The organism is Congregibacter brevis, from assembly GCF_045689245.1.
In the GTDB taxonomy this organism is placed as follows: Bacteria; Pseudomonadota; Gammaproteobacteria; order Pseudomonadales; family Halieaceae; genus Congregibacter; species Congregibacter brevis.
Genome location: NZ_CP136865.1, coordinates 1,541,059 through 1,558,991 on the forward strand (window position 1 = coordinate 1,541,059; position 17,933 = coordinate 1,558,991).

Below are 17,933 nucleotides of genomic sequence, written 5' to 3' on the forward strand. Positions count from 1 at the left end.
TACCTGTTAGCAATGTGCTTGCAAGGCCCGCGCCAATGTTTTTCGTCAGGAATTACAGGAAGTTAGAGTTGCGGTTGATTCGGCGCGTAAAAAAACCTGACACACAGATCGGCGCTCAGATTCTACGGCGAATGCAAGGTGGAAAATTAGGGAGCTAGGCCAGGTTGGACTGTGGGGCGGTTGGGAGCGCTTTAGCGCGCTCCTTTGCCAAACAGAATGACTTCTGCGGTCTGCAGCAGAACCAGGAAGTCTAGAAACAAGCTTTGGTTCTTCACATAGTAGAGGTCGAATTCGAGCTTGTTAAAGGTGTCCTCCAAAGACGCGCCGTAGGGGTAGTTCATTTGCGCCCAGCCTGTGATGCCTGGCTTAACACAGTGACGCTTTTCATAGAATGGAACAGTCTCATTGAGCTCGCGCACAAACTCGGGACGCTCTGGGCGGGGGCCCACGAACGCCATGTCTCCTCCCATTACATTGAGAATCTGGGGCAGTTCATCGATACGAGTCTTGCGAATAAATTTGCCAACCCGAGTTACTCGAGCATCATTAGCTGTGGCCCAGCGCGCTTTTCCGTCGCCTTCAGCGTTGACGGTCATGCTGCGAAACTTGATGACCTCAAACACGCGACCATTTAGACCCACGCGGCGTTGCTTGTACAGAATGGGTGCGCCAATGCCGTCTTCGATCCAGATGGCTACAACGGCCATCAGCATGAAGGGCCACGCAACCATAAGCAGTAAAAAGCTCATGGTGACATCGAAGAGTCGCTTAGCGATGTTCGTTGCATCGCCACGCTTGAATCCGGTGCCGAAGGTAAACCAGCTGGAGTGAGCGTGACGGATGAGTACCTTGCCAGCTTCCTGCTCGAAGAAATCGACGACGTCCAGCACGCGTACACCCATAGAGCGGCAGCGAAGGAGGTCTTGCTGAGGCATGTTCTCGCGGCGATCTTCCAGAGCAACGATCACCTCATCGATGTCATTCCGACGGACATACTCTGAAAGAGGGCAGTCGAGGGCGAGCGTCGGCTCGCGCTCTATCAATGATTCTTCGCCAATTTGTCGCACAAAGCCGACGACGCGAAAGCCACGGCGATCGGACTTGCGGCGCATTTTATTGCTGATGGTCGCAGCTGTTTTACCAGTGCCGAGTACCAGTACGCGTCGTTTAAACTGCTCAAGATCTATGAACCGAGTCCAGAGTAGACGATTTGTTAGTGCTGCCACTAAGGCGAGGGCGGCCGTCAGGGCGAAGTTGCCGCGCCAGATGTGCAGGCCAGGCATGATGTAAAAGATGAGAGCCATAGCGAGAGTCATGAGTCCGAACGCGCCAGCTGTTCGCAAGAGGATACCGTTTACACCTTCTCGGAGTTTTGGCTCATAGAGGCCCATGGAGAACATGGCGAGCGTCGTGACGACGGCAAAAATGATCGCTTGCAGCGGAAGATCGCTAACTTGGCTCGCAAATCCGCCTGGGATGCTTAGAAAATAGAGTGCCGCGCCCGCGTAGACTGCGCCACCAAAAAGCAGCAGATCAATGAGCGCAAGCCAGTAATAGCCCATGTTTATGTGGTGGTTGAAGAGTCTTACTGTGCCTACCAGACCAGTCATTTTGCGCCTTTCGGGTAATCCCGCGTCTTGCTGGCTGTGTAAGCCGCCAACAAAACTCTGTGTTAGTTGTGAGCCTTCACTTTAGCGGCCGGCTGCGAGATTACACGCCGCGCTGTACGAAATTGTGACAGTGCGCTCAAAAATACCTGAGATGGGTCAAAACTGACGTTGACGGGGTGTGACTAGGTTCACAGAAGGGCGCGATTCAGATCGTTTCTTGCCTTTCTAAAGGCTGATATAAGGGCCATCATGTACCCCATGCACGCCGTTGATACGAAGAGTGGTTTTTTGGTCTACCGCACCCTTAAATGTTGTGTTCTTTTGCTGTTGTCGCCGGTCGCTATAGGCATAGAGCTTCCCGATTTACTTGAGCGTTTGACGCCTTCGGTAGTCGGCGTAGGGGCGGCCTATCCCCTGCGGACGCCCACCGGCGGGCATCCTCCCAGACGGCTAATGGGGACGGGGTTCGTGGTGGAGTCTGGTGGCAAGAGCTACGTGATAACCAATGCGCACGTGATCCCCACAGATTTGGATAACGATGGCCGTGAGCAATTAGCGGTGTTCAGTGGTCGCGGCAACAACTCGCAACAACGATTCGCGCAACTTCTCAAGAACGATGCTGAGCATGATTTGGCGGTGTTGTCCTACGAAGGCGCGCAGCTCCCTCCCATGACGCTCGCGTCTGGCAGCCAGATTCGCGCCGGCGAGCGCGTGGCGTTCACGGGGTTTCCCATCGGCGCCGTACTGGGGCTTTATCCCACGACTCATGAAGGCATTGTCTCTGCGATTACACCTGTCGCCCGACCCGTTGATCGTGGGCGAGAACTGTCGGCCGTACAGGTTAGTCGGCTTCGAAAACCTTTTGATGTTTACCAGCTAGATGCAATCGCTTACCCGGGTAACAGTGGCTCGGCTGTGTACCGCGTCCGCACGGGTGAGGTGATCGGCGTGATGAATAGTGTGTTTGTGAAAGAGAGTCGCGAGACTTTGCTGTCTGCGCCTTCGGGCATAGCCTACGCGATTCCAGTGGCGCATTTGCAGGTGTTGCTAGAGGAGCTCGAGTGATCTGGCCTTTCAGTCGTCCCAGGTTCACCGTGCTTATGGTTTGCACGGCGAATGTTTGTCGCTCTCCAGCAGCCGAAGCTCTTCTGCGTCATCACTTGCAGAAGCTCGGAGCGGGACGCTCTATCGCGGTGAGATCAGCAGGTACTGACGTAGGGGCGCCCGGTCGCCGTCCGGATCCCAGAGTCTTGGACATCCTCAAGGAGATGGGCGTTAACTCGCGAGGGATGCGTGCACAAGCGCTAGGCGACAAGCTTGTTATGAGTTCCGACCTGATTTTGGTAATGGAGTCTGTTCACCAGCAAACACTCCTGGATCGATTCCCTGAGGCGGAGAGTCGAACATCGCTTCTGGATAGTAGTGGCTTGGATATCCCTGATCCTTATTTCGGAAACAAAGCAGGGGTCCGGTCTATGGTCGAGCATGTAGATAGCCTTGCTCGCCGACTTGCCGAAGCCTCCCCAGAGCTGTTGTTGGAATCTGGTTAAGCACCGTTTTTCTGCGCTTTTTCTCTGGTTTTTTAGTGGGTTAAGCTAGGTAATACCCTCTATACTGAAGATAGCACGCCTAGCAGAATAAGAACTTTGAGTCTCTTTATGTCGAAACCTTTGGTCAAACCTGATGTGTCATCCATGTTCCTGGATTTCGCTAAGTATTTCGAATTGTCCCTTGCCCTGACCGACGAGCAAAAAGCCAACGTATTTCGCGTGCGGTACAGCGTGTACTGTGAGGAGTTTGGCTACGAGGATGCCGCAGCGTTTAAAGATGGCCTTGAGCGTGATGCGTTTGATGAGCAATCTATTCATTGTCTGATTATGCACAAAGCCTCGGGAACGCCGGCGGGATGCGTGCGCTTGGTAAGCCCTCAAGAGTCCACGCAGATGCCTTTTGAGGATCATTGCAAGGGCGCTTTGGATCAAGATTTTTTCGGCGGCTTTGCGCATCGGCGAGCTTCAATGGCTGAAATATCAAGGCTTGCTGTCGATGGTCAGTTTCGTCGTAGGCGTGGTGAGAAGGCCACAAGATTTGGAGATGCTGAGTCACTGCACTTTGAAGCGCGCGAGAAACGCACATTCTCGCTGATCGCAGTCACGTTGTTTCTGGCTGCCACCGCGGTTGCGGATCTCCTGCGACGCAAGGACTGCTTTGCCATCATGGAGCCGTTTTTACCGACAATACTCCGGCGAATGGGAGTGATTGTTAAGCGTGTAGGAGAGGATTTTGAATATAAGGGCATACGAGCGCCCTACTATCTCAATATCGACGAAGTGGTCAGGGATGGGCCCGATGACCTAAGGATTTGTTATGAAGTTGTGCGCGGTCAGTTCGCGGAGGTGTTGTTACCTGAGGGCGATCGAATAGCATCTGGACTCAAGTCCGAGCAACTAGACTCTCGAATCTTTGGCCTTGGTGAGTCACTATGTTCGAACTTTGTTTCCTTGAAATCGGGGTGAACCCATGACTGCGGATTTGAGCAGCACAGCGGAACTACCAGAGAATCTCGATGCGGCGATAGCGGCTTTCCAAAAGCTTCTTGGCGATTCCAATGTCGCCATCGATGCTGGGACATTGGCGGATTATGGTACGGCGACCTTCCGAGAGAATCGTGTCGTACCTGCTGTGCTCCGTCCCGGATCTATCGAGGAAGTGCAGGCAATCTTGCGCATCGCCAACGAGCACGTGGTGCCGGTGTACCCGATAAGCACAGGCCTCAATACGGGCTACGGCTCCAAGCTCCCAGCCAAAAGCGGTTGCGTCATTATGGAGCTCAAGCGCCTAGATCAGATCGTGGAGTACAACGCAGAGCTTGGTTATGTACGGGTGCAGCCCGGCGTTACGCAGCGCATGCTATTTGATTTTCTGACCGCGCAAAACGCGCCTTTCTGGATTGATGTTACCGGCGGTTCGTCGCATCACAGCATGGTCGGCAATATTGCGGAGCGGGGCTTCGGGCATACTGCATTTTCCGACCACTTTGCTCACGTTGGTGGTTTTCAAGTGGTATTGCCCCAGGGCGATTTGCTGCGTACCGGCTTTGGTCAATATGAGAACGCTCAGGCGGTAGATGTGTATCGCTGGGGGGTCGGCCCGCATTACGACGGCTTGTTTACTCAGTCTAATCTGGGAGTGATAGTCGAGGCGACTATCTGGCTGATGCCAAAGCCTGACTATATGCAGTTCTTTAGTTGCAAGGTCGAGAGCGATGCCGATTTACCGAAACTCATCGAAGCACTTAAGCCGCTGCGTTTAGACGGCACGATCAAGAGCGCGATGCATATCGGCAATGATTACAAAATGATAGCCGCGATTCAGAGTTACCCCTTTGATGCAGCCAATGGTGAAACGCCGCTGCCGAAACACGTATTGGATGCGAAGAGCAAAGAGTGGGACTGCGGTGTCTGGAATGTCTCCGGTGCGTTGTACGGAACTCGCTCTGAAGTCCGCGCCGCGCGCGGCCGCATCAAGAAGGCCCTGCGCGGTAAAGTACATCGCCTCATGTTTATGGACGAATTGCTCCTTAAGCTCGCCCAAACCTTCGCTAAGCCTTACCAAATGATTACCGGCACGAACCTTCCGGAGCTCATGAAGATGCTGAAGCCGGTTTTTGGTATGACCAAGGGGGAGCCCAGCGACGGCATGCTGCCCTCCAATTACTGGCGTAAGCCTCAGATGCCTGAGGCTTCTGGAGATCTCAGCCCTGAGAAGGATGGCTGCGGTGTGATGTGGATAGCCCCTATTGCGCCAAACAGTGGTGAGCATGCCGAGGCAATTTGGAAGATTGTTCATGACACGATGATCTCTCATCGCTTTGAACCTGCGGTATCTATCACCATGCTCACCGAGCGCACCATAGATTGCGTGGTGAACATTGCTTACGACCGTGACGTCGAGGGCGAGGATGAGCGCGCTATGGCCTGTCACGACGAGATGCTTGAGCAGTTTTGCGATGCTGGGTATTACCCTTACCGCTTGGGAATTCAGACTGTCGGTAAAATGCCGCCTCGGACTGAAGCTTACGAAACGTTTATGAACGGTATTCGCATGCAGTTGGATCCTAGGGGGATTCTGGCGCCTGGGCGGTATTTGGACTGAGGGCCGCCGTGTGATCAGGCGTGCGCCAGATCACAGTTTGCTCGGGTAAGTGATCGTAATGCGTCGTGGACTTCGATACTCTCTGACTTCGTTTTTGACATAGATCGGTAGCTTGATATGCGTTTTTCCTCGCCATTCGGCAACTCACCATTATTGAGCAGCATTTCTTTTGCGGCTGTCTTTGCTTTGTCGGCGTGCTCGTCGCCTGTTAGTGAGGCCGAGTTGATCGCGCGAGCTGAAGAGGCTATTGCTAGTGGTGATCTAAACGCTGCCGAGCTTGATGTGAAAACGGCTCTGCAGCAGAACCCCGAAAACGCAGTTGCTCGGTCGCTTTACGGAGAGATTTATCTCAGCCAAGTCAATCCTGGTGCGGCGATAGCGGAGTTCGAGCGCTCTTTAAAATCTTCAGAAAGTAGTGAGACGCGCCTAGCTCTTGCCAAGGCTCTTGTGCAAGCCGGTCAGTCGGCTGAGCTTCTCAGTGATTTTGATGCCGGTCTGTATGTATCTTTGGCTAGTGTGCCAGAGTTTAATGCAGTTTTGGCTCGGGCCTATTTAGGGCAGCAGCAGTTATCCGAAGCACGTAGGGCCCTCATGGGAGCCAAGGTCGAGGGCAACGACTATGTCGATGTTACTAAAGCCGCGTTCGCTGTTCAGCTAGACGATAACCCGGCTGAGGCTGCAGCGATTCTCGACGGGATTCTGGATCGAAATGCAAGCAACGCAGATGCCAACAGCTTTCGGGCTTACCTAGCGGCGCTGTCGGACGACTACGAGGCTGCGGTGCAGTATTTGCAGGCTGCGATAGATGCCAATGCCTACCGGCTACCTGATCGCATACAACTTGTGAAGGCTCAGATTCGCATCGGAGACTCGAGTGCGGCATCGAAAGGACTTACTCAGCTGGATAAACTAATTCCTGAATATCCTGAGGTCAACTTTCTGCAGGGCCAACTGCTTTTTGACCAGGGTAACTACCAAGGCGCCATAGAGGAGTTTTCTCAAGCGCTGACCGTGAACCCAAACCATATGGGTTCTTTGCTGCTCGCGGCAAACGCTAACCTACGCGAAGGGAACCTGGCTACGGCAGAGCGGCAATTGACGCAGTTTGTCTCCCGAAACCCCGATAATGCGACCGCTACGCTGCAGCTTGGCAGCTTGTATATGCAAAAAGGTGAGCCAAAAAAAGCAGAGGACATAGCAAAGGGTGTGCTGCAAAATAATGCGGATAGTGTTCCCGCTATGGCAGTTCTTGCAACAGCGCTAGCGACACAGGGGAGAAATAGTGAGAGCGTTGATGTTTACGCTCGCATAGCAGCCTTGCAGCCCGATTCGGTAGAAGCAAAGGTCGCGCTGGGCTCTCAGCAATTTGTTGCGGGAGACACTGAGAGTGGGCTGCAGCAGCTTCAGGAGGCCGCTGAGCAAGACCCTGAAAGCACGGTCGCGAAGGAGCGGCTGATCGATGCTCTCCTTTCTTTGGGAGAAACAGGGAAAGCGCTGAGTGAAGCTCAGTCTTATCGAGCGAGTTTTACAGACGATCCTCGGTCCGCTTTGTACCTCGGGCGCGTTTTACTTCAGGTGCGAGATGTCGATGGAGCGAGGCTTGCATTTAACGAAGCTCTGAAGTTGGAGCCCGGCAATGTATCAGCAAGCGGTGGCCTCGCAGCGCTTGCAGTATTGGATGACGATTTGGATGGGGCTCGGGACGTTTTCAAGACTGCTTTGTCGGTCAACGAAGGTGACTTGGGCACGAGTATGAACCTTGCGGTCATCTTAGAGCAGCTCGGTGATGTTGAGCAGATGGAGGGGGTACTAGGTCAGGCTATTGACACTAACCCGGATGCGGTAGAGCCAAGAGTAGCACTGGCTCGAAAGGCTTTGGTCGATGAAGATCCCTCCAGAGTTGTGGAGTTGTTGTCAGAGCTTGCAAACCAAGGCAGTAGGGATTCGAGAGTGTTTGGTCTGCTGGCGAACGCGCACCTTGCAGCTGGGGAGCCCGAGTCGGCCGCGCCACACGCGAGACGATTGTTGGAGCTCGCGTCGACTGAGCCTGAGGTTCTCGAGATTGTGGCTCGGGTAGAACTCGCAAACGGGCATCCTGATAAAGCTCAACGTCATTTGGAGTCCGCGTTAGTAAGCTTGCCGGACGATGTGGCGTTACGTAAGCAACTGATCGACGCCTTGGTTCGTCAAGAGAAGTTTTCGCGCGCCCTTGATGAGATTGCGAGTCTGCCCACCGACGTACAGGATGATCCAGCTGTTCTTAATGTACGCGGTCGTTTGATGGGTTACTCTGGAGATTTTCGGCAAGCGGCAGTCTATCTCGGGAGAGCTTTTGAGCTGTATCCCAGCGGCGTCACTTTAACCTCGTTTGCCAGCGCAAAGTGGGCGATGGGACTGCAGGGTGAGGCGATTGCTCAGCTCAGTGAGTGGCTAGAAGATCAACCCGACGATATGTTGGTACGTAATCAGCTTGCTTCCCGCTATCTTGAATTGGGCGAAAACGATGCGGCTTTAACACAGTACAAGCTGCTTGTGGATCAAGACCCCGACAGCGTTGTGGTGCTCAACAACCTTGCCTGGCTCATGCGCTCAGAGGACACGGCAACAGCTCTTGAGTATATTGCCCGCGCAGACAAGCTCGCGCCCCAAAGTCCGCAGATTAAAGACACCTACGCCATGGTTGAGCTGGAGAATGGCAACATGGATCGCGCCCTCGCACTCAACGCAAAGGCCCTTGAGGCTGCGCAGGGTAGCCCCGATATTCGTTACAACCGGGCTCAGATTTTGGTCCGCGCCGGACAAAAAGACAAAGCGGCGGATCTGCTGCGCGAGCTGGTGGCCGGCCCCGCTTTTGCCTCTCAGGCAGATGCTAAGGCACTGCTGGACACGCTTTAGCGGTAGTTTTTCGCCAAGTTGATGTTTAAAGCCCTCGGCGCAGGTGACCAGCGCCGGGCAAATCGCTAGCATGAATGCATGTTAGCGTCCTCGCGTTTTTTTCAATTTCTTATAGAGCACCCCAAGCGGTGCCTGTTACCGCTGGTGCTTTTGTTACTGGCGTCGCTTTTTGGGTTAAAGGACCTTGCTAAAGACACTCGCTCTGATGCCTTTCTCGCACCTGATAACCCAGCCCTTTTGTATCGCGACGTCATCCGCGAGCAGTTCGGCTTATCCGATCCCATGCTCATCGCGCTGGTCGCTGATGGCCCTAATGGCGTTTACCGGCCGGACATTCTGCAGGTCATAGCGTCGCTGACCGATGCCGTTGATGAACTATCCAATGTCGATGCAAGCAATACCCTGAGTCTCGCCACGGAATCACTGATCACCGGCACCTACTCGGGTATCGAGGTGGTACCGCTATTGGACCCGTTGCCGGAGTCCCAGGATCAGGCTAATGAGGTGCGCGCTCAGGTCGAGGATTTTCCGCTATTCTTGGGTACGCTCGTCGCCGAGGATGGTTCCGCGGCACTAATCGTGGTGCAACTGATCGACGAGGTTTTGGCAGAGCAGACCTATCGCGAGATGCTGGCGCTGCTTGCTGAGTTTGACCTGCCGGAAGGCGTGACTGCGCACGTCGCTGGCGAGGGCGCTATTGCCGGCTATCTTGGCACGTACATCGACGCCGACGCCCAGCGCTTGAATCCCTTGGCGGGGCTGATCATCGTGCTCATGATTATCCTGGCCTTTCGGCGTTTGGCGCCGGCACTGCTTGCGGTGATGATGATTATCGCGTCGGTGAGTGTGGCCCTGGGCAGCATGGCGGCGCTGGGGATTCCTTTCTACGTGATTACCAATGCGCTGCCGGTCATTCTCATCGGGATCTCCGTGGCCGACACCATTCATATTTTCAGCCACTTTTACGAAGCGCAGTCCAAAGCCCCGCAGATACCCCGCAGCGAGCTTATCGTGTCGACCATGAGCGCCATGTGGCTTCCGGTGACTATTACCTCACTCACCACAGCTGCGGGATTTTTGGGTTTGTACTTTGCTGCTTACATGCCGCCCTTTAAGTATTTTGGTTTGTTTGCCGCATTGGGTGTGGCGGCGGCCTGGCTGTATTCCATCGTGGCCCTACCCATATTGATGAGCGTGTTTCGTGTGCAGGTGGCCCAGCAATTTATCGACCGGCAGCGCGCCGGGACCCGAGACGGTTTGGCGGGCGTGATTCAGCGTTTGGGAACGCTGACGCTGAAATATCCACGAACCATGATTGTTGGCTTTGCGGCCGTGGGTGCTTTAGGAGCGTTTGCGGCTAGCAAGCTGGTCGTTGATGCGGATCGTATCCGGCTATTCCACCCCGACGAGGCCATTGTTGTTGCCGATCAGGCGATTAATGAGCACCTCAATGGCACCAGCACCTTGGATATCGTGATTGAAACGCCCGATGCCGAAGGCATTTACGACCCAGATGTACTCAAGCGGATGCAGGCGTTACAGAACTACGCGCTGACGCTCCCGCATGTCAAAGGTGCGTCGAGTATTGTGGATTATCTCAAGCAGATGAATCGCGTGCTCACGTCGGGGCAAAAAGACGATTATGTTTTGCCCCAGACTCGTGCAGAAGTGGCGCAGTATTTTTTGCTCTATAGCTTCTCTGCCGATCCGGATGACTTTGCCCAAGAGGTGGATTACGACTATCGCAGTGCCAATGTGCGCATCACCATGAATCACGGCGGCTATCGTCAAATCAAAGCGGTGTACGAGTCCTTGGATGCCTACATTGCCGAGTATTTTGATGAGGGTGTGAAGGCGACTATGAGCGGACGTGTGAGTTTGAACTATCACTGGATTCGCAATATTGGCGATTCACATTTTCGGGGACTCCTCATTGCACTCTTGCTGGTCTGGCTGGTGGCAGCGGCGAGTTTCCGCTCTCTTTGGGCGGGGGGGTATACTCTGCTGCCGGTAATCGCCGCGGTATTGATCGTGTATGCGTTTATGGTTGTGCGCGGTCTGACTCTGGGAGTCGGTACCTCGATGTTTGCCGCCGTGGCTATTGGTCTGGGTGTAGACTTTGCGATCCATACGCTGAGTCGCTTGCAGACGCTGCATCGGGTGTTGACATCGCTCAATGAATCACCGGGGCGCGAGGCACAGAAACACGAGGAGATGTTTGTGCAGTTCTTTGTGACCACAGGTCGTGCTTTGTTGCTAAACGTACTGGCCGTTGCCTGTGGGTTCGGCGTGCTTATTTTTAGTCAGGTTACGCAGCTTCGGGACTTTGGCAGCATCGTCATGTTGTCTATGAGCGTCGCCTTTTTGGCCAGCGTCACGCTCTTGCCAGCAATCGTCTATTTGGCTCGCCCGGCATTTATTCATCGCGCCGCAGCCGCCACCCCATTGCTACTTTTGGTGGTCGCGCTTGGATTCGCCAACCCTGATTCGTTTGCAGAGGAAGTATTAACCGCCGACGAGATCGTGGCTCGCGTGAATGCCGTACCCCAGGGTGAACAGGTTACGCGCTCATTGTTGTTTCGAACCACCGACAAACGCGGCCGCACCCGCGAGCGACAGACCCAAAGCTATAGGCAGTATTTTGGCGAGGAGCGGCGTCTGGTTTTGTTTTTTACCGCGCCGGCCAACATTCGCGATACCGCCGTGCTTACCTGGGATTACCCCAACACCACCCAAGATGATCAATGGCTGTACCTGCCGGCGCTGCGCAAAGTGCGGCGCATTCCTGCTGCGGATCGCGGTGACTACTTTTTGGGTACCGACTTTAGTTTTGAAGACATGAAGCTCGACGGGCAGCTCAGCGCCGAAGACTACGATTACGAGATTTTGCCCAGCGATCGCGAGGATTTTTATAGCGTGCAAGCGTTACCCAAGTCCGAGGCGGTCGCCAAAGAGCTCGGCTATTCGCGGACCGAGGCGGTGATAAATTCCAGCAACTGGATTGTGGTGCAGGCGGAGTTTTGGGACGTGAAGGGCAATGCGCTCAAGACGCTCACGGCAGAAGATGTTCGACAGATCGACGGCATCTGGACGCGACACAAAGTCACCATGCGTAATCATCAGACGGGTCACAGCACCGAACTGCTGTTTGCCGATGTTGACTACCAGACTCCCATTGATGAGCGCGTATTCACACAGCAGGCCCTGAAGCGCGGGTTATGATCATGCGACTTTCCAATCCAACACTCAGACCAGTCTTTGATACCTTGGCAGCTGTTGCCTCCTTACTGCTGCTGGTTGCTGCCGAGGCTGCTTTGGCGCAATCCAAAAGCGTGACGGGTTTGCGTATGGGTACATCTCCAGAACGCACCCGCGTGGTGGTGGATCTGAGTGCGGCTACCGAGTACCGGTTTTTTCGCCTCAGTGATCCGGAACGCGTCGTGCTGGACTTAAGCGATGCCCGCTTTGATAGTGAAGCGGTACCGAGCAACTTTAACGGCTCGCCCATTCTGGACATTGAGCACGCAACCCGAGCTGGCGACGACCTGCGCATCGTCGTGAATCTTACGCCCGGGAAGTATCAGACTCGGCACTTTAGTTTAACGCCGAACATCGAAGCCGGGCGCGGCCATCGGCTGGTGGTCGATATTCGATCAGAGTCTGCTGAAGTTGCAGAGGCCGAGGTGTCGCAGCCCGTTGCAGCGGCAGAGCTAGAAAAGGCGGCGGCTCCCGCTGAGCCCGTCGCGCCAGCAGTGCCGGTGCGGGCCGCGGCAGCTGCACCGCTAGCCAAAACACCGAGTTCTGACACCGTACAAGAAAGCCCTGCGCCTGCAGCGAGTAGCCCTACGTCCACAGCTTCTGCTCCGCGACGTCAGCCCAAGACTGGCACGCTGATCGACTTTTCGGGCACCTGGCAGCACGAGTGGGCCTGGGCCACCGAGCCATCTGAGTCGCAGAAGTTTGAGTCTATTGTCCAGCCGCGCTGGGATGTGCGTTTTGCCAATGGTGTAGATCTCACTGCTATCCTTCGCGTTCGTTTGGACGGGGTAGGCGATCTTGGGCCTACGGACCGCCGTCCCCCGAGTTATTCAGATATCAGCGCGCCGTGGTTTAACAGCGGCGAAGCTGAGACTTCGCTGCGCGAACTGTTTGTGGACTTTCAGCTAGGGCAGACGGACTGGCGTCTGGGTAAGCAGCAGGTAGTTTGGGGTCAGGCTGACGGTATTAAGGTGTTGGATGTGGTTAACCCCCAGAGTTTTAGGGAGTTCATCCTCGATGACTTTGATGATTCTCGGATCCCCCTTTGGACGGCCAATGTCACTGTGCCCATAGGCGATGCAGCGAGTCTGCAGCTGCTGTGGGTTCCCGACACCACCTATCACGAGCTCGCCGAGCTCGACACGCCTTTTGCGTTTAGTTCTCCGCGAATCATTCCGCAGGTGCCCATCACCGGTCTTGTAGAGGCAGACAAGCCGGATAATATCTTCTCGGACAGCGACGCAGGTTTTGCACTCTCGGGTTTTGTCGCTGGCTGGGACCTAAGCCTGAATTATCTGTATCGCTATCTTGATGCGCCGGTGCTCCCGGTGCGTGTGCGAGGGCCCATGAGCCTGTTATTGGAGCCCGAGTATCAACGCAGCCACTTACTGGGTGGTACCTTCTCTAACGCCTTTGGTGATGTGACGCTGCGTGGCGAGCTTGCCTACAACTCAGATAGTTTCCAGCCCACGAACACCCTTGCAAATGAGGCTGTGGCCGAGAGCAGCGAATTCTCAGCGCTCATCGGTGTGGATTGGGCGCTGTCTATGGATGCGCTGATCTCGGCGCAGGTTTTTAACAGTTATCTCTTTGATCATGTCGACAGCATGGGCCGGGATGAATCTGAGCAGACGTTAACACTGCTGTACCAACAGGACTTTGCGAACGCGACCTGGCGTTTTAGAGGTATCGGGATTCACTCGATTAACGATGGCGACACGCAGCTTCAGTTAAAACTGAGTTACTGGTTGGCGAGTGAGCTGCAGTTGTGGTTGGGCGCAGACAGCTTTAGCGGTAATCGTCAGGGCTTGTTTGGACAGTTCGGGGACAACGATCGGGTGTTGGTGGGATTCGAGTATGGCTTCTAATGAGTGCGTAGTCGCGGCGCTCTGACTCGAATCTTCTCTGATCAATTGTAGATAAGGGTCCAGAAGGCCGTGAGCAAAACTACCACTCCGGTAATGGCGACTAAGTAACCCCATACGGGCACTTCGCGGCGGGTCTCGCGGCGGCGGTCAGTGGAATCTCGATTACTTTTGCGGCGGTCGTTGTTCATATTAATGCAGTCGCTGCCCTTCCCATTCTGAGCATGTAAGTTAGAGCTCACGATAGCAAATTTTCTGGGGTTGTGATTATGGCTCTAGCAAATAATCACACCCGAACAGTAGCAGAGGATGCGGCGTGCGTTCCACGCAGGGACACCACGATGTGATGGAGAGTAAAAGGGTGATCTTTTTCGTGCGAGAACCGTGTTTCGCGCTCTGTGTTACTGAGAGGTCGCTTTGATCGACGCGTCAGACCGTCGTCGCGATGATGGCCTTTAAACCTTTGACTATCTGATTGGTTAGGGATGTGAATAGAGGCGCTAATAGCAGCGTGATTGCCGAAACTAAAAGCAGGCGAGCGATCGCTAGGCCTGTGTTTTGAGATAGGTCATGCCAATTAAATGCGCTCTCAATGTAGTAGAGAACTACTGTGTGTAGTAAGAAAATTGCATATGAGTGTTTGCTCGCGTACAGAAACAAGCGTTCCACTATGTTTACTCTCCGAGTAAGTGCGAAGTAGGCAGGCTTTAATGCCAAAACACTTAGCGTAGCAAGCAACGATACGAAAACGAAATATGCCGACTTAATTTCAACATGCGGCGGAAAAAAAGGTGACTCTGGGTAAACAATAATGACTGCGATACCTGACACAGCAATAAGTGAAAGCATCTTTTTGATATGCATATCACTGATTCCGAAGCTGTAGAAAAGGGCGCCAAAAAAATAAAACGTGATCAATGTGGCAATCACCCACGCTTGCGTGGCATATCCGCCTAGTACTGGCTCGGTCGAAGCGATAAAAGTCTCTCGAACCGGCAGAAAATCTCCGACTAAATTGATAGCAAAAAGGGTCGATACGGTTCCAATTGTGGCATGTTTAAACCTACGAAAAAGGGGGAAAATCAGTATGGAAATTGCTGACATTATGAATAAAGCATTGATGAACCAAATTTGCCCGATTGGGATCTCTATCAGGCCCCACCTTGGCCACATAAAAGCCCATCGAAGCGGCCCATCATCCAGTACTAGGAGACTTTTATTACTGGCGTAAAGAACGCATATCAGCAATACCATAAACGTATAAAAAGGCACGGCGATCGCGATATACCGCTGGAGAGCGTACCGCCAAATGTCTTTTGTGCGTAAAAAACTGTTGTAACTCACGGCGCCAGATACAAAGAAAAGTATTGGGAATAGCGCGCCGAGGTACCAAGAGTGAGGAGGATAGAACCACAATAGCCCTAGATGTCCTAGCATTACACGAAGAATTGATAGCCCTCGTAACGCGTCTAGATATCTTCTATCCGTTTCGTTGATCAGCTTGTTCACAATACACCCTCTTACCCTCTTACCCTCTTACCCTCTTACCCTCTTACCCTCTTACCCTCTTACCCTCTTACCCTCTTACCCTCTTACCTTCTAGCCTTTAAGCCTAGCGTCGAATCCGGGCGTTGATTGACTGAGTTTAGCTGCGGGCCGTATTGTCGCTGTTAAAAACGTGGCATGCGCTGCCGTATCGCGGCTGTCAGAAACCTTCGACATTTGTCGTTGGTTTCAATTTTTTAGGTTCTAGTCGTATTGCGGCTATAAGGGCTCTGTGTTTCAGATAAAAGCTTGGAAAGTGAGATGACGGGCTTTGGCAGTTTGCCCCTCAACGGTCATTATTCGTTATCGTAAGCGTTGCTAGTGCCCTAGCTTGTTCGATTCTCGACCGTAGGGCTTTGGTGCTAAACATAGCCTTTTCTTTGCGATACCAATACATCAATCCAGCAAGGTGAGAAAAACTAACGACTGATAAAGGATTTTGTCGCGAAATTTCCTGCGCATGATGGACTACAACATCCGAGGTAAATACGGCCACTGTATGACCGGATAGCCAGACCCTCGCACAATAGTCTACGTCCTCAGGTGCGTAGAATATTTTTTCATCGAAGAGTCCTATCTCTTCGACGGTTGATTTTCGAAGTAACCAGAAAGCAGAGATAGCATAATCAACGTAGATTCGAGTGGCTGCAGACAAACGCTGCGCTTCAGATGACTCCATTTTTCTTAGGAAAAATAGCCGTTTAAGTTTGTGAAGTAGCGTAGGGAAAACGTCATATGATTTTTGATGATTTCCCGACCCATAGGTGATTCCAGGACATGCGATCCCTAGCATTTTATCTTTATGCATCTCTCCTAGCAGTCTCGACACAACTCCGAATTCTAGGATCTCAACATCGCTATCGCAGATGAGTAAAAAGTTGCCCCGAGCTCTCCTTAAAGCAATGTTTCGGGAGAAAGTCGTGCCTGTGTTTCTTCCGAGTGAGATTAGATCTGTATCTGGCCTAATAGAAAGCACTTTGGCTGAAGTATCATCGGTGGATCCATTGTCCACGACGATTAGCTCATAGCTTAGTCCGGTTGATTCTAGGTCGCTTAGGACGCTATTCAGACATTTTTCTATGTATGCTGCCGAGTTCCAGGTGATAACAATGCACGAAACATCGATTTCAAGCGGGCTTGGTTGCGCCTGCTCTAAGAGAGAGTCTGGTGGGGTGTCGCTATTCATTAAATTTTGGTTCCTCGAAGCCCATATTTCTCTAGCATCGAATACAAGGTCGGTCTCGTCACGCCAAGTAACTCGGCAGCCTCAGTGATACTGTCATTCGCGTGAGACAAAGCCTGCAAAATTGCTGCTTTCTCCGCATCTTCCCGAACCTGTTTGATGTTCAGTGGCATTGCGACAGTTTCTTTGAGTGTATCTTCTAGGTATTCCTCTAGCTCAAGGTCTTCGACCGTAACCTGCCCACCCTCTGCCATGATTACCGCGCGCTTGATGCGTGATTCCAGCTCTCGCACATTACCGGGCCATCCGTAGTTACCGATGGCCCGCAGGGCGGTGTTTTCGAAGCTTTTGACGCCCGTGCCCTTGTCGCCTGCAAACCGTGATAAAAAAGCCTTAGCCAAAACTACAGCGTCTCCCTCACGATCTTTAAGCGCTGGAATATTGATCACCATTTCGCTCACTCGGTAATACAAATCCTCGCGGAACTTGCCCTCGGCGATGTGCTGCTCAAGATTTTGATGGGTTGCGCAGAGCACGCGGACATCCACCGGGATTTCTTTGCGACCGCCGAGTCGTTCGATGACTCTCTCCTGCAGAAAGCGCAGTAACTTCGCCTGCAATTCCATGGGCAGATCGCCGATTTCGTCGAGAAAGAGTGTGCCGCCATCGGCATGCTCGATTTTGCCGATGGTCTGCTGGCTCGCGCCGGTGAACGCGCCCTTCTCATAGCCGAAAAGTTCACTTTCCAAAAGTGTGTCGGGGATGGCTGCGCAGTTGATAGCGACCATGCGTTGGTCAGCCCGTGGGCTAAGCTCGTGGATGGCTTGGGCAAAGCGTTCTTTGCCGGTGCCTGATGCGCCAAGTAGCAAGGTGGTGATATCTGTAGGAGCGATTTTCTCTACCGTGCGACAGACCTTCAGCATTTGCGGGCTTACGGCAATGATTTTGTCCAGCGGCATGTTTTCACTAGCGCGCTGCAGTGCCTGATTTTCTTTTTCTAACTGGTATACATGGTGGGCGCGATCCACTAGCAGCGTTAGCAGCTCGGGGTCCGCGGGTTTTTGGTGAAAATCATAGGCACCGCCGGCGATTGCCTTTACGGCGTTTCTGCGATCATGGTCGCCTGTCACTACAATAACTTTGGTTTCGGGCGCCAGACTGAGGATTTCGCCCAGCGTTGCCAGGCCCTCAGTTACGCCGCCGGGATCCGGTGGTAACCCCAAGTCCAGCAGCACTACGCCGGGTTGATGGCGTCTGAGAGCCACTATTGCCGCTTTACGGTCGCCGGCCACGATAACTTCATAGCCATCAAAAGCCCAGCGTAGCTGGCTTTGGAGCCCCTCGTCGTCCTCAACAACTAACAGCGGTTTGGCCGCTTCGCTCACGTGCTTACTCCCTAGGAATTCTGGCGTCTAGTGTGCC

At 53.4% G+C, this 17,933-nt stretch carries 11 protein-coding genes; 7 read left to right on the forward strand and 4 right to left on the reverse strand.

What is annotated here, in order from left to right:
- Positions 1 to 191 precede the first annotated feature (191 nt).
- Positions 192 to 1,610 (reverse strand): TIGR03013 family XrtA/PEP-CTERM system glycosyltransferase, encoded by a 1,419-nt coding sequence (locus R0137_RS06770; protein ID WP_407329545.1) that lies wholly within the window; start codon positions 1,608 to 1,610, stop codon positions 192 to 194.
- Positions 1,611 to 1,859: 249 nt separating this feature from the next.
- Between R0137_RS06770 and R0137_RS06775 the strand changes: the two genes are divergently transcribed.
- From R0137_RS06775 to R0137_RS06805, 7 genes are all read left to right on the forward strand, one after another.
- Positions 1,860 to 2,675, forward strand: a complete 816-nt coding sequence (locus R0137_RS06775) for a S1C family serine protease (protein WP_407329547.1) — start codon at positions 1,860 to 1,862, stop codon at positions 2,673 to 2,675.
- Complete coding sequence (locus R0137_RS06780; protein WP_407329548.1) at positions 2,672 to 3,160, forward strand: low molecular weight phosphotyrosine protein phosphatase; 489 nt, start codon at positions 2,672 to 2,674, stop codon at positions 3,158 to 3,160. The genes R0137_RS06775 and R0137_RS06780 overlap by 4 nt, the downstream gene beginning before the upstream one ends.
- 108 nt (positions 3,161 to 3,268) lie before the next feature.
- Entirely contained in the window at positions 3,269 to 4,126 is an 858-nt protein-coding gene (locus R0137_RS06785; protein ID WP_407329550.1) for a PEP-CTERM/exosortase system-associated acyltransferase, read from the forward strand.
- 4 nt (positions 4,127 to 4,130) lie between these two features.
- Positions 4,131 to 5,765, forward strand: a complete 1,635-nt coding sequence (locus R0137_RS06790) for an FAD-binding oxidoreductase (RefSeq protein WP_407329551.1) — start codon at positions 4,131 to 4,133, stop codon at positions 5,763 to 5,765.
- 153 nt (positions 5,766 to 5,918) lie between these two features.
- Complete coding sequence (gene prsT / locus R0137_RS06795; RefSeq protein WP_407329553.1) at positions 5,919 to 8,660, forward strand: XrtA/PEP-CTERM system TPR-repeat protein PrsT; 2,742 nt, start codon at positions 5,919 to 5,921, stop codon at positions 8,658 to 8,660.
- A 78-nt stretch (positions 8,661 to 8,738) separates the two neighbouring features.
- Entirely contained in the window at positions 8,739 to 11,882 is a 3,144-nt protein-coding gene (locus R0137_RS06800) for an outer membrane lipoprotein-sorting protein (protein WP_407329554.1), read from the forward strand.
- Complete coding sequence (locus R0137_RS06805) at positions 11,879 to 13,786, forward strand: DUF1302 family protein (RefSeq protein WP_407329556.1); 1,908 nt, start codon at positions 11,879 to 11,881, stop codon at positions 13,784 to 13,786. Before R0137_RS06800 ends, R0137_RS06805 begins: the two co-directional genes overlap by 4 nt.
- A 426-nt stretch (positions 13,787 to 14,212) precedes the next feature.
- On the opposite strand, the gene R0137_RS06810 is transcribed toward R0137_RS06805, so the two are convergent.
- From R0137_RS06810 to prsR, 3 genes are all read right to left on the reverse strand, one after another.
- On the reverse strand, positions 14,213 to 15,292 hold the full coding sequence (locus tag R0137_RS06810) for an acyltransferase family protein (protein ID WP_407329557.1): 1,080 nt from the start codon (positions 15,290 to 15,292) through the stop codon (positions 14,213 to 14,215).
- A 322-nt stretch (positions 15,293 to 15,614) separates the two neighbouring features.
- On the reverse strand, positions 15,615 to 16,514 hold the full coding sequence (locus R0137_RS06815; protein WP_407329559.1) for a glycosyltransferase family 2 protein: 900 nt from the start codon (positions 16,512 to 16,514) through the stop codon (positions 15,615 to 15,617).
- On the reverse strand, positions 16,514 to 17,896 hold the full coding sequence (gene prsR, locus R0137_RS06820; RefSeq protein ID WP_407329561.1) for a PEP-CTERM-box response regulator transcription factor: 1,383 nt from the start codon (positions 17,894 to 17,896) through the stop codon (positions 16,514 to 16,516). The genes R0137_RS06815 and prsR overlap by 1 nt, the downstream gene beginning before the upstream one ends.
- Between the last annotated feature and the right edge of the window lie 37 nt (positions 17,897 to 17,933).

Excerpts from the sequence above, each read along its gene's own strand:
- R0137_RS06790 (WP_407329551.1), top strand. The coding sequence starts at position 4,131 with ATGACTGCGGATTTGAGCAGCACAGCGGAACTACCAGAGAATCTCGAT.
- R0137_RS06775 (WP_407329547.1), top strand. The coding sequence starts at position 1,860 with ATGTACCCCATGCACGCCGTTGATACGAAGAGTGGTTTTTTGGTCTAC.
- R0137_RS06785 (WP_407329550.1), top strand. The coding sequence starts at position 3,269 with ATGTCGAAACCTTTGGTCAAACCTGATGTGTCATCCATGTTCCTGGAT.
- R0137_RS06805 (WP_407329556.1), top strand. The coding sequence starts at position 11,879 with ATGATCATGCGACTTTCCAATCCAACACTCAGACCAGTCTTTGATACC.
- R0137_RS06770 (WP_407329545.1), bottom strand. The coding sequence starts at position 1,610 with ATGACTGGTCTGGTAGGCACAGTAAGACTCTTCAACCACCACATAAAC.
- R0137_RS06815 (WP_407329559.1), bottom strand. The coding sequence starts at position 16,514 with ATGAATAGCGACACCCCACCAGACTCTCTCTTAGAGCAGGCGCAACCA.
- R0137_RS06800 (WP_407329554.1), top strand. The coding sequence starts at position 8,739 with ATGTTAGCGTCCTCGCGTTTTTTTCAATTTCTTATAGAGCACCCCAAG.